9 protein-coding genes and 1 pseudogene are annotated in these 13,831 nt (G+C 41.6%); 4 read left to right on the plus strand and 6 right to left on the minus strand.

Annotation, left to right across the window (positions count from 1 at the left end; genetic code table 11):
• Entirely contained in the window at positions 1-1,257 is a 1,257-nt protein-coding gene (locus AC0L46_RS05600) for a D-amino acid dehydrogenase (RefSeq protein WP_473506396.1), read from the minus strand.
• Positions 1,258-1,452: 195 nt separating this feature from the next.
• Here AC0L46_RS05600 and recX point away from each other — a divergent pair, with 195 nt between their 5' ends.
• Entirely contained in the window at positions 1,453-1,908 is a 456-nt protein-coding gene (gene recX / locus AC0L46_RS05605) for a recombination regulator RecX (protein WP_473506399.1), read from the plus strand.
• Between the two features lie 19 nt (positions 1,909-1,927).
• On the opposite strand, the gene AC0L46_RS05610 is transcribed toward recX, so the two are convergent.
• The 4 genes from AC0L46_RS05610 to AC0L46_RS05625 all read right to left on the minus strand — a co-directional run bounded on the left by AC0L46_RS05610 (position 1,928) and on the right by AC0L46_RS05625 (position 6,896).
• The gene (locus AC0L46_RS05610) at positions 1,928-3,484 is read right to left on the minus strand and encodes a hypothetical protein (protein WP_473506401.1); all 1,557 of its coding nucleotides are present in this window, start codon (positions 3,482-3,484) and stop codon (positions 1,928-1,930) included.
• A 42-nt stretch (positions 3,485-3,526) separates the two neighbouring features.
• Positions 3,527-4,924, minus strand: coding sequence for a GGDEF domain-containing protein (locus AC0L46_RS05615; protein ID WP_473506403.1), 1,398 nt, complete (start codon positions 4,922-4,924; stop codon positions 3,527-3,529).
• A 330-nt stretch (positions 4,925-5,254) separates the two neighbouring features.
• Positions 5,255-6,307, minus strand: a complete 1,053-nt coding sequence (gene recA / locus AC0L46_RS05620; protein WP_473506405.1) for a recombinase RecA — start codon at positions 6,305-6,307, stop codon at positions 5,255-5,257.
• A 94-nt stretch (positions 6,308-6,401) separates the two neighbouring features.
• The gene (locus AC0L46_RS05625; protein ID WP_473506407.1) at positions 6,402-6,896 is read right to left on the minus strand and encodes a CinA family protein; all 495 of its coding nucleotides are present in this window, start codon (positions 6,894-6,896) and stop codon (positions 6,402-6,404) included.
• A 115-nt stretch (positions 6,897-7,011) separates the two neighbouring features.
• Here AC0L46_RS05625 and mutS point away from each other — a divergent pair.
• Positions 7,012-9,575 (plus strand): annotated as a pseudogene (gene mutS / locus AC0L46_RS05630) (DNA mismatch repair protein MutS).
• Positions 9,576-9,725: 150 nt separating this feature from the next.
• Positions 9,726-10,049, plus strand: coding sequence for a ferredoxin FdxA (gene fdxA / locus AC0L46_RS05635; RefSeq protein WP_414681429.1), 324 nt, complete (start codon positions 9,726-9,728; stop codon positions 10,047-10,049).
• A 481-nt stretch (positions 10,050-10,530) separates the two neighbouring features.
• Here fdxA and AC0L46_RS05640 read toward each other — a convergent pair whose 3' ends face one another.
• A complete protein-coding gene (locus AC0L46_RS05640) occupies positions 10,531-11,751 on the minus strand; it encodes an EAL and HDOD domain-containing protein (RefSeq protein ID WP_473506410.1) in 1,221 nt (406 codons plus the stop codon).
• A 149-nt stretch (positions 11,752-11,900) separates the two neighbouring features.
• Between AC0L46_RS05640 and ilvD the strand changes: the two genes are divergently transcribed.
• Positions 11,901-13,748, plus strand: a complete 1,848-nt coding sequence (ilvD, locus tag AC0L46_RS05645) for a dihydroxy-acid dehydratase (protein WP_473506412.1) — start codon at positions 11,901-11,903, stop codon at positions 13,746-13,748.
• Positions 13,749-13,831 lie beyond the last annotated feature (83 nt).

Below are 13,831 nucleotides of genomic sequence, written 5' to 3' on the forward strand. Positions count from 1 at the left end.
TTACTTTTTATAACGTTCAGCAGATAGATCCTGAGAATCAATATCTGTTTTGTCACCCGCTATGATATCCGCAATCACCGCTGCAGAACCACAACTCATTGTCCAACCAAGAGTTCCGTGACCTGTATTCAAATACAAACCATCGATACTACTTCCGCCAACAACTGGCGTTCCATCCGGTGTCATCGGACGTAAGCCAGTCCAGTATTCAGCTTCAGCCAGATCACAGCCTTTACCAAATAAATCTCCTACCACATGACTAATGGTTTCAGTTCTGGATTTAGGGAGATCTAAGTTATAACCGGTTAATTCAGCCGTTCCAGCAGCACGAATACGATTACCAAGGCGAGTAACGGCCACCTTGTACGTTTCATCCATAACAGTAGAAATAGGCGCAAAATTCGTGTCTGAAATAGGCACTGTTAATGAGTAACCTTTTACCGGATAAACAGGAATGTCCACGTCACAGGCTTTCAACAACTCTTTCGAGTAACTGCCCAAACAAACGACAACATTATCAAATTCCTGAAGACCTAATTGAGTCACTACACCCTTAATTTTATTCGCTTGAACGCTCAAAGACTCAATATCAGAGTTAAATTGAAAGGTAACACCCAGCTCTTCACAAGTGGTTTTAAGCGACTTGCAAAACAAATAACAGTCCCCTGTTTCATCACCTGTTAGGCGTAAACCGCCTTTTAGCTTATCAACAACAGAACTCAACCCAGGCTCAACCTGAATAATTTGCTCCGGCGTCAGCAATTCATGCGGCACGCCCAACGCTTTAAGTACTTTGATATCTTTTTCAGCGGCATCAACTTGCTCTATTTTTCTGAACAATTGCAATGTACCACCCTGACCGTCTTCGTACTGAATACCAATCTCTTTTCTCAGCTCGATAAATTGGTCTCGGCTGTATTCCGCCAACATCATCATTCTGGATTTATTAGTGTCATAGGCACCATTGGTGCATTGCCCCAACATTTTAATCATCCAATCTATTTTCTTAAGCTCAGGCTCTAAACTCACCTTTAACGGGGCATGCTTTTGCATTAGCCATTTAATCGCTTTTAAAGGAACGCCCGACGCAGCCCAAGGAGCAGAATACCCAGGAGAAATCTGCCCAGCATTAGCAAAGCTTGTCTCCAAAGCGACATCAGCCTGACGATCAATCACCGTCACTTGATACCCTTTTTTCGCCAAATAATACGCAGAAGTAAGACCAACAACACCAGCCCCAAGAACACAAACACGCATAACAATGCCCCAAACTTAATGAATAGTTATATCACCTATATTCACATAAGATTTTCAGTTTTATCATCTTATTTTTTATAAAAAATAAAAATAAAAAACCAATAAATAAACATATTATAGATTTTTATAAAATCAGTGTGAGAGTCATTTTCAACTGCTAAAATAGACACACAAAAAAGCAACAAGGAACACAATATGCAAAGCCAAACACTCTCCACTTTCGATCAAGCTTTATCACTATTAAGCCATAGAGAGCATGGGACAAAAGAGCTTGCTAATAAATTAAAGTTAAAAGGACACACAGAGGAAGACATTGCTTCTGCTATAGAGCAACTACAAGATATTAACTACCTAAACGATGAACGTTTTGCTGAGATTTTCGTCAGAAGTCGTGTCAGCAAGCCACTTGGTGCCAATCGTATTCTGCAAGAGCTTATTCAGAAAGGCATAAACAGCGCATTAGCAAAAGAAGCCATTAATAATGCTGAAGCCGATTGGTTTGAATTAGCGAAAACACTAAAAATTAGAAAGTTCGGCGAAGAGGTCGCCACAGACTTCAAAGAAAAAGGCAGACAATCTCGCTACCTTCAATACAGGGGGTTTAATTTTGACGAAATAAAATACGCCATTTCATCAGAGGACGAATATTGAGCTTTGTCACTCAACCTTTCTATTCATCCTCTTTGGCCATTAAAGCTGTCAAATAGCGCTCTTCCATTTCAACATACTTGGCTTGAACTGTTTCAATCTTCTCATCAAGCTCTTCAACTTTTTTCTCTAAATCATTAAATGACTGAGTCTGATCCTGGCTTTCACTTAACTCAGCCATTAAGCGTTTTCGCTCATTAGCAAGCTCTTCATTAATTTCACTTAAATTTCGAGCTTCTTCCAAGTCGCGAGCGGCTTCACTCTCATCATAAGTCGATTCTTCTGGATGAAGCAGTTTATATTCTAAGTTCTCCCGTAATGCTTTCGCTTTATCTAAATCTTTTTCTAGCATTTCCACATAAAGCTCAGACTCATTTACCATGGTTCGCAAAGAATTCAGTTTAGAGGCCTGCTCATTGGCAAACGCATCAGACTCTTCTGTAAAATCGCCTTGGTGAAGCAAATCCTCCATGTTTTGCATGGTACTTCTTTCTTCATCCAAAACATTGTAAATATCTATTCCCTGAACAGACTTACCCGCCTCACCTTCCAATTGGGCTTTTTTCTCTTTCAGAGCCTCATCACGCTTCATCATATCGATATTTAGGTTGTACTTTACCAGCTGAAGGCTTTCCAATTTACTCTCAAGACGCTTCACTACATGACTGCTCTCTAACAAAGCCTTTTCAAGACGAACAATGGCAATATCGTAGGCTCCAATATGTTTTCCATCGCCTTCTTCTCCACCCTTGGCTTCGCGTACTTTTTCTTTTAAGTCAGCAATAATTTCTTTTTGATGCTCCGCTAGCAGCTTAAGATCGGCTACTTTATTATCAAGTTCAGAACGCATAGAGTTCAGGAAAGTAGACTCTTTTGCTTCATCTAAGAAGGTTTCTAACGCATCAATATATTGCGCACTGCCCTCTTCATCTTTCACCGTATCAAGGTGCAGTTTCAATCGCTCAGCGAACTCACATAAACTCGCCATTTCAGCTCGCAACAGTGCTAACGAGTCATCTAAACTCGCCTCATTTTTTAACTCGTTATGCAGTTTTTCTAGTTGAGCATTTAATTCTGAGGTGATGTTAACTTGCGCAGAAACCTTATCGCTGGCCCGCTGAATAATTTTATTAAGCTCATTCAAGATGGATTGATTAACTTTTAAAGATTTGAAAAGAGCGTCGATTTCTTGTGCCTTATCGATTTTCGACAAAAGACTCTTAAATGCATCCAGCAAACCCACAACCTCAGAATGAGGCACGGACTGCTCGATGATTTTTATTTCAACATCTAAAAATATCGACCAACAAGACAACGCAGCCTTGTTTTGGAAATCGGAGGCAGGAACATTACTAAGCAGTTGAGCACAAATGCTTTTTTGCTCTTTAAGCAAACCTAACCATAGCTCTTTTTCTTCAGCAGAAACATCATCACTATTCCCACCCTTAGCGTTATCATTTTTCTCAGAGTCCGGACCGTTAGCCTGCTTTTTTAAAGATAGATAACGTAAAAAAGTGAATATGAGCACAACAAAAAGCACCGCGCTTGATGCAATCAGCCCCCATTGCCATATCAACATAACCACCTCTCTTTTCTCAATTATCTATCTCTCAAAATACTGTTACGCTGCAAACATAACTCTATTTCGACCTTCGCTTTTCGAACGATAAAGAGCTTCATCAGCCAACTTTAAGCCATATTCTACATCATTACCCTGATTAGCCGCTCCACATCCTATTGAAGTTGTAATACAGCCATGAACATCTGTGTAACCAGGAACCACCATAGACTCAACAGATCGCAGAATCGTCTCAGCTATTTTCTCAACCTTATCCTTACTCGTAGAGGGCAACAACAAGGAAAACTCTTCGCCACCTAAACGACACAATAAACCTTGCGCCCCAACAGCTCGTTTTAGCGTTTTACCAAACTCAACTAAAACACGATCTCCCATATCATGACCTGCAGCATCATTAATTTTTTTAAAATGATCGATATCTATCATCAAAAACCAAGAAGCCAATGAGCTTCGAGCCCTTTGCTCCTCTAATTTTTCAGCAGCTGCCTGCATAAAATAACGACGATTTGGCAAAGAGGTTAATTCATCTGTCATTGCCGATACTTTTAATGCCTTCTCCATTTCTCGGCGCTTTCTATCCACCTGCTCTTGCACTATCGCACTAATAACAACGAGCAGTGCAATAAACCAACAAATGGCGACAACATAAACCCCAAAAATACTATTTTCGTTTGAATTAACCAAAGATCTAACAACCAAATAGCCAATCAACAAAGGAACGAAGTACCCTAGCAACATCTGCATTCGCGCAATTCTTCCTCCGATATAAGGAGACAAAACAGCTTTTACGCCACCTTTATTGGCAGTAATAGCCAAAGCACTAACACACAAAAACACGCCAAATGTCGTCGATAATATAGACATCGCACCATAAAAAGCCGTTAAACCATAAGCATAGCCCGTAATGGAAACCATTGGGATGCATAAAGAAGTGAAAGACAGTAGCTGCGAGTGAATTGGAAACTTGAAAATATAAAGCAATAAAGAAAAGGCTAATAAAAGCAACATGACCGTGGTGTTCAAGCCCATCGAATTATCTTTGCCTGACAATAGATCCTGCTCAACCACATTCGAGAAAAGCATAAAGTATTGCGAGAAATCATTACCAACAACAAAACCGATAAGATGAGTACTGCAAATCAATACAGCCAACAGCGCTAAAACTTTAGAATATAACTTCTGTTTAGCCCGAACACTCAACTCCAATCCTAAAGCCAAAAACAAAACAACAATCGCTGTTAAAGGATTTGTTGCAGGCTCACTTGCTATCGGCCTATATAAGAACTCAATATTGAATGCATAACCTAGCAAAGTGAAAGCACTTAAAAGAACAGTTATTGCACTTATTTTATGCCCTACTTTTCTAACAAATCTATGCAATGATTGATCTGTTTGTAGCTTTTCATTTAGCACTAACATGGTTTCATTTCTCTTTGTCATATACATCTAGCCATTTTATGTATCTAGATTCCTGACTAGATAAAAAACGACACCTAATTATCACTTTCTAATGAGACCTGAATTTATTGATTTTATTAAAGGACGCCATCAACAGAATAAGTAAACCATAAAATGATCACTTATATCCTTATAACCGCAATGATAAACATATTTTATAAAAGGTATAGGAGCGCAACACTTCTTAAAGCAGCTTGAGATGATCTTTACACTCAAAGTAATTCCATGAAAAACGAAATCACTCCATAAAAAAAACGCCCAATACAATGCATTGGGCGTTTCTTAGAACGTTTTCTTATACAGCTTTTTTTACTAGATTAGCTCGTTTGGCTCTTCCATTTCGTTCGCTTTTTCTGCTGTAGGTTTGCCTTTTGGCAATAAATCTTCACGAACTTTTGCTTCTATCTCTTGAGCAATTTCTGGGTTATCCGCTAAGAATTGCGCTGCATTTGCTTTACCTTGGCCAATTTTGTTTCCTGCGTAGGCATACCAAGCACCCGCTTTATCAACAACACCCTGCTTAACACCTAGATCAATAATTTCACCCATGCGATAAATACCAGCACCGTAGTGAATTTGGAACTCAGCCTGTTTAAACGGAGGCGCAATTTTATTCTTCACTACTTTGACACGAGTTTCGTTACCAATAACCTCTTCGCCTTGCTTCACCGAACCAATACGACGGATATCCAAACGAACAGAAGAGTAAAACTTAAGTGCGTTACCACCAGTTGTTGTCTCTGGGCTACCGAACATAACACCAATTTTCATACGAATTTGGTTGATAAAGACCACAAGACAGTTAGCATTTTTAATAGAGCCTGTTAGTTTACGCATCGCTTGTGATAATAAACGCGCTTGTACACCAACAGATGAGCTACCCATTTCACCTTCAATCTCAGACTTAGGAACAAGCGCAGCAACCGAGTCAACAATAACAACATCAACGCTGTTTGATCGAACCAACATGTCAACGATTTCAAGCGCTTGCTCACCTGTGTCAGGCTGAGAAATCAAAAGATCTTCAATATTTACACCCAATTTTTCAGCATAAGCCGGATCTAATGCATGCTCAGCATCAATAAAAGCACAGGTTTTACCTTGCTTTTGCGCTTCAGCAATAACACTCAATGTTAGTGTTGTTTTACCGGAAGACTCAGGCCCGTAAATCTCACAGATTCGGCCATAAGGAAGACCACCCGCACCCAGCGCAATATCCAAACCTAGTGAACCGGTAGAAACTGTTTCTATATCCAGTTTAGTACCTTCACCCATCTTCATGATGGCGCCTTTACCAAATTGACGCTCAATCTGAGAAAGCGCTGCGTCTAGGGCTTTTTTCTTGTTGTCTGCGATAGATGACATAATGAAATCCTTGTGGCTAATTTTCGTTGGAGTAACTCTATCGCTTTTTTTAATAAGCTCAAGAAATACTGTATATAAAAACAGTATTATTTTTTCACGCATTTTTTAAGACTTCAGCCACACCTTCCAGCGCCGCCAAAACAGTTGCTTCTCTTATTGCTTGTCGATCACCAGAAAACTGATGACGCTCCACTTTCGCCTCCTGACCTGCAATTTGCCAACCTATGTATACACAACCAACTGGTTTTTCTACAGAGCCACCACCAGGTCCTGCTACACCACTCACGGCAACAGAAACATTTCCACCTAAATGCAAAGCACCCGCACACATTTCACGTACAGTTTGCTCAGACACAGCACCAAAAGCCGCTAACGTGTCTTCTTTCACTGCCAAACCCTGCATTTTCGCTTCATTGGCATAACTAATGACACCGCCATAAAACCAAGCAGAACTACCAGCGATCTCGGTACAAACCGCACCAATTAAACCACCAGTACAGGATTCTGCTGTTACCAATAGGTAACCCTTTTGTTGCAGTAGCTCGCTAAGTTTCTGCGCCGCCTGAGTCATATTTTGCATTTGATTCATTGGTCTTATCTCTTAAATACTGAATGAATATCCCGTAGAATAACGCTCTATTTTTTAGATCACAATCGAGCACACCCAAATGAGCAAAACAACAGCAGATAATCACACTCCTATGATGCGCCAATATTTCGGGCTTAAATCTGAGCATCCAAATCAGCTGCTATTTTATCGAATGGGTGACTTTTACGAACTCTTCTACGATGACGCAAAACGCGCTTCTCAATTGCTTGATATTACACTAACGGCTCGCGGACATTCTGGCGGCCAGCCAATTCCAATGGCAGGCATTCCTTTTCACGCCGCCGAAAACTACATCGCCCGTTTAGTTCGTATGGGCGAATCTGTTGTCGTTGCCGAACAAACAGGCGATCCAGCCACAAGCAAAGGTCCAGTGGAACGAAAAATCGCCCGAATTGTGACACCTGGCACCATTAGTGATGAAGCTTTCTTAGAAGAAAAACGAGAGAATCTCTTACTGTCTCTCGCTCATCAATCAAGAAAAGGTTTAGATGTCTTTGGCTTCTCATACCTCGACATGGCAAGTGGCCGATTCTGTTTATTTGAGGTCGACGGGCACGAAGCGCTTTCGAGTGAATTACAACGATTAGCCCCCATGGAAATCTTAATATCTGAAGACTTTCCTGCTCGTGACCTAGTAAAACTAGAGAAAGGTGTTTCTGAACTTGGCCCTTGGCATTTTGATTATGAATCCAGCTACCGCCAATTAATTCAACAATTTAACACTAAAGATTTATCTGGCTTTGGTTGTGAAGCATTGACCGCTGCGATTGCGTCAGCAGGCGCACTGCTTCAATACGCAAAAGATACTCAACGTTCAGCCTTACCTCACATTCAATCCATTATGGTTGAACACAAAGATGATTCTGTACTCATCGATGGCGCAACACGTCGCAACTTAGAGATTGATATCAATTTAACGGGTGGTACAAGTAACACTCTTGCCGAAGTGCTAGACGAATGTGCAACGCCAATGGGAAGTCGTTTATTAAAGCGTTGGTTACATACTCCTATTAGAGATGTCAAAGAAATCCAAGCTCGACAAGAGGTGGTTGCAGAGCTGAAAAGCCATCAAGCTTATTACGCTTTTCAAGCGCCATTAAAAAAGGTTGGTGACTTAGAACGAATCCTTTCCAGAGTCGCATTACGATCAGCTCGACCAAGAGACTTGCTGCGTTTGAGATTCGCCTTAGAAGCCATCCCAGAAATAAACAGCCTGTTAGAGAATGCAACCTCCCCCGTCTTCTGGAGCTTAATCAACGTATTCTTGCGCAGCCAGAAATCACCAGCACTTTAACGAAAGCCTTAGTTGAAAACCCACCTTCAGTTGTTCGTGACGGTGGTATCTTTGCAGAAGGATACGATGAAGAATTAGATGAGCTTTTCTCGCTTTCAACTAACGCGTCTGACTTCCTAGCGGAAATGGAACGCAGCGAAAAAGAGCGCACAGGTATTAGTTCATTAAAAGTCGGATTTAACCGAGTTCATGGTTATTACATCGAGATAAGTCGATTACATTCGGAGCAAGCTCCAGTTGAATATATTCGCCGTCAAACATTAAAAAATGCTGAACGCTTCATCACCCCTGAATTAAAAGCTTTTGAAGACAAGGCGTTAAGTGCAAAATCAAAATCCCTTGCGCGAGAAAAAGAACTTTATGAAGCACTGTTGGATCAACTCAATGAGATTTTGGGAGAACTGCAAACCACCAGCCAAGCCCTCGCTCAATTAGACGTTCTACACAACTTCGCAGAACGAGCTGATACATTGAATTTTGCTTGCCCTGAACTTCATAACAAAGGCGGAATCGAGATATCCGGTGGACGTCATCCAGTTGTTGAATCTGTAATATCAGAACCGTTTGTTCCTAACGATCTTCAACTGGACGATAAACGCTCATTATTAATGATCACAGGCCCAAACATGGGTGGTAAATCCACTTATATGCGCCAAATAGCTTTAATCACATTATTGGCACACACCGGCTGCTTTGTACCCGCTGAAGCCGCGTCGATTTCAGTAGTAGATCGTATTTTCACACGCATGGGGTCTTCAGATGACCTCGCCGGTGGTCGCTCAACCTTTATGGTCGAAATGACAGAAACCGCGAACATTTTAAACAATGCGACCAAAAACAGCTTGGTTCTAATGGATGAAGTAGGACGAGGCACAAGTACCTTTGACGGATTATCTTTAGCTTGGGCTGCCGTGGACTATTTAGCGAAAGAATTAAAATGCTACGTGCTTTTTGCCACTCATTACTTTGAGCTAACGACGTTAGCCGACCAATTGGATAACGCAGCTAACGTTCATCTGACCGCGACCGAATACGAAGATGAAATTGTGTTCATGCATAAGGTTCATGAAGGGCCTGCAAGCCAATCTTATGGACTTCAGGTAGCTCAGCTTGCCGGCGTTCCGCGAGATGTCATTGGCCATGCAAAACAAAAGCTAAAAGAACTAGAAGTGGTAACAGGTGTCGCGGAACAAGAAAAGACGTTCACCTCAAAACCTATTCAGACTCAACCTCAGCAAACAGACTTATTTGCTTTCGCAGAACAGGACAAATTAAAGAGCAGCATAGAAGAATTAGATTTAGACAACATGACGCCATTAGAAGCGATGAATGCCCTTTATCGACTAAAATCTCAGCTTGAATGAGAGCGAGTCTCAGTCAAGCACCTAGATTCATGCAGGATATAAGCTAATATCAGATAAATGTAGGGGATTGGCGATTGTCGCTTGCCGCGAAATAGCCTATACCTCTAAAATAGTGCGCAATTATTTTTATAGCTTGTAAGGAGAAGTCGAATGGCTTTCATCGTTACCGATAACTGTATTCGCTGCAAATACACAGACTGTGTTGAAGTTTGCCCAGTTGACTGTTTTTACGAAGGCCCAAACTTTTTGGCCATCAATCCTGACGAATGCATTGACTGCGCATTGTGTGAACCAGAGTGCCCTGCTAATGCGATTTTTTCTGAAGACGAATTACCGGAAGAACAAGAAGTCTTTGTAGAGCTAAACAGAGACCTTGCTTTAATTTGGCCAAACATTTCTGAGAAGAAAGACGCCCTTTCTGATGCTGCTGAATGGGATGGTGTCGAAGACAAACTAGAGCACCTAGAACGCTAGTTGGTAGAAAAATTCCACAAAAAAGGGCGACTTCAAAGTCGCCCGCTTTTGTTTACTTCCCTTTAAACCACTCTTCCTATGAGTAAACTTCACTGTTGGCTTAATAATTAAGCGCCCAAACCTTTTTAATACCATAGTCTGATCCATTCAACTATGTCGTCCATTCGAGCAATCCTTTACTCACGAACATCCCAGTTCAATCCATCACACCGTCTATGGTGTTGTATTAATTTTCATCCGATCTACATCCATGAATGTCGTTTGGATATAGATAATTTATCAGCTTTGAATTTATTTGCAAAAAAACACAAAAAGACCAAAACTGACAAATTCCCTTTTAAAATCAATACTTTAAAAACAAACTACAACAAAGATGATGATTATCTACAAAACAAACAGCAAACACTGACAAGCATGTAGGAAAAAGATGACAAGACAACAGGAAATACAGTCATCAAACCCAGCTAATCCAAGCTTTCACCTATATCACAGCAATAAAATCATCAGTCCATTTGATTGCATCTAGGTAGGTGGACTTTAAATCTTCGAGATCTTTGACGTCATTAATGGCCAGACCATTACTATAACTCTCTACCAAGCTTAAAGTGTTTCCAACTCTTCCAGAACGATGCACAATCGCATTAATAAACTCTACGGGCAAAGGCAATTCTCCGAGCACCGCTTCTAGTTTCATCCCAGTACAAACATCCATCATAGATAACATGCCTGCTAGGAAGTATTTATCTTGATTACCATAGCCACGCGTTCCAGCAAGCAACTCAGCGTGTTTTGCTCTGACCATAATATTTTCTAACAAAACATATTTGTCACTGACCATTTCAGACATTAGCAAGATATTTGTGAGAGACTTAAGGTGCTCAATACCAACCAACATAATCGCCAACCGCACAGAATCCACCGAGGCGACAAGGCCCGTTATAGGAGAATTCAAATAGCGCAGCAGTTTATGAACTAGACCTGCATCTTGACTAATAATGCGCTCCAACTCATCAATACTCATATCAGCTGCATTTAATAATGAGGACATCAGCTGCAACAATGTCATGCTGTTAACTTTTGACGTCTTACTAGACATGACTTCCGGCTTTTCAAAGAAATAGCCTTGAAAATACTCAACACCCAAGAGTCGGCAAAATTGGTAGTCTTCCCAAGTCTCTACTTTCTCAGCGATGATTTTGACGTCAAAGCCTCGTAAAGCCGCTACTTGCTCATGAAAACTATCATGACCTAAAGCCAGAATATCCAACTTCACATATTCAGCTAATTCAACGAAAGGCGTCAATTTACTTTCAAAAACAAAGTCATCCAAAGCAATCGAGCAGCCTGCTTTCACCCAACGTCGTAACGAGGACAACAAAATAGCGTCGTAGCCAGAGTTCTCAAGTACCTCAACAACCACATTATCCTTGTTAACAGGCATGCTTTTTGAGTTCAGCAGATAGGCTCTTGGGTAGTTAATAAACGCCTTATTGGAACCGACAATATTTTCCATGCCCAATTCCAAAAGGCTAGCGGAAAGCACTTGTGCCGTTGCTCCCACCTCATCAAAAACATCAGCCTCAATTGCGTCTGCACTTTTCCTATACAGCAACTCATAACCCATAACAGCCATCCGACTATCGATAATCGGCTGTCTAGCTAATGAAATATTAAAATGGGCTGATACTTTATTTTCCGTCATCTTTTTCATCCAGGATTGAGACACCAGTTTCGTATTTATATAGTGTCTCAATATTGCCTTAAAATTGCCATTGGGCGCGGCCAATAAACTTGCTAATATAAGCAGCTATATATAGAAAAAATAAAAGCATAAATCTGCGGGGAAAAACAATGCCAGTATATCGTTCCAAAACAACCACCTCAGGCCGTAATATGGCGGGTGCTCGTGCCTTGTGGCGCGCAACAGGAATGAAGGACGATGATTTTCAAAAACCAATCATTGCCGTCGCTAACTCTTTTACTCAATTCGTACCAGGTCACGTTCATCTAAAAGACATGGGGCAGCTTGTTGCTCGTGAAATTGAAAAAGCCGGCGGTGTTGCTAAAGAATTCAATACTATCGCTGTTGATGACGGTATCGCAATGGGACACGACGGCATGCTTTACAGCTTGCCATCACGAGATTTGATCGCTGACTCCGTTGAATACATGGTAAATGCCCATTGCGCAGACGCATTAGTTTGTATCTCCAACTGTGACAAAATCACACCTGGAATGTTAATGGCTGCGATGCGCCTTAATATCCCAGTTATTTTTGTATCTGGCGGCCCAATGGAAGCAGGCAAAACTAAGCTTTCAGAACACAAGCTTGACCTAGTTGATGCCATGGTTATTGCCGTTGATTCAGAAGCGAGCGATGAAAAGGTTGCTGAATACGAGCGTTCTGCTTGCCCAACTTGTGGCTCTTGTTCTGGTATGTTCACTGCAAACTCCATGAACTGTTTGACTGAAGCCCTTGGTTTAAGCTTGCCTGGTAACGGTACAACATTGGCAACTCACGCAGATCGTCGCCGTTTATTTGAAGAAGCGGGCCATAGAATCGTAGACATCACTCGTCGTTTCTATGAGCAAGATGAAAGTCATTGGGCACCAAGATCTATCGCCTCTTTCCAAGCTTTTGAAAACGCAATGACTCTTGATATTGCGATGGGTGGTTCTTCTAACACCATTCTTCACTTGCTTGCTTTGGCAAATGAAGCGGGCGTTGACTTCACTATGAAAGACATCGACCGATTATCTCGAAATGTTCCACAATTTTGTAAAGTAGCGCCGAACTCTCCGCTGTACCACATTGAAGATGTTCATAGAGCTGGCGGGATTTTCGGTTTGTTAGGTGAAATAGATCGTGCAGGTTTACTGCATAATCAAGTACACACAGTACATTCAAAAACCATGGAAGAAGCGTTAGAAAAGTGGGACATAATGCGCTCACCAACGCCTGAAGTGATGGAATTTTACAAAGCTGGCCCTGCAGGCATTCCAACACAAACAGCATTCAGTCAAGCGACTCGCTGGCCAACATTAGACGGCGACCGCGAAAATGGTTGTATCCGATCTATCGAACATGCCTTTTCTAAAGAGGGCGGTCTGGCTATTCTTTACGGAAACATCGCCCTAGACGGTTGTGTTGTAAAAAGTGCTGGCGTTGATGAATCTTGCCTTGTATTTGAAGGCCCTGCCCACATTACTGAATCTCAGGATGAAGCGGTTAAAAACATCTTAGACGATAAAGTAAAAGCGGGTGAAGTGGTCATCGTGCGTTACGAAGGACCGAAAGGCGGCCCAGGTATGCAGGAAATGCTTTATCCAACGTCTTACATAAAATCAAAAGGTTTAGGCAAAGCCTGTGCCCTATTAACAGATGGTCGTTTCTCTGGCGGCACATCGGGTCTGTCCATCGGACACGTTTCCCCAGAAGCCGCTTCTGGTGGTGCTATTGGTCTTGTTGAGAACGGTGACATTATTCGTATCGACATCCCAAATCGTACTATCGATGTGTTGCTTTCAGACGAAGAGCTTGATGCTCGTCGAGCGGTAATGGATGCCAAAGGCAAAGCAGCATGGAAACCTGCTGAAGTACGACCAAGAAAAGTCACACCAGCACTAAAAGTGTATGCCCACTTTGCAACCAGTGCTGACAAAGGCGCAGTACGTAACTTGGACTTACTAGAAGATTAAGTTCATTTAGTCAGCACAAAAACGTAACAGCACTATAAAATGGCTATGGAACACCTCGTTTCATAGCCATGTTTTTTTCATTA

Source organism: Marinomonas sp. 15G6-16 (genome assembly GCF_055809555.1).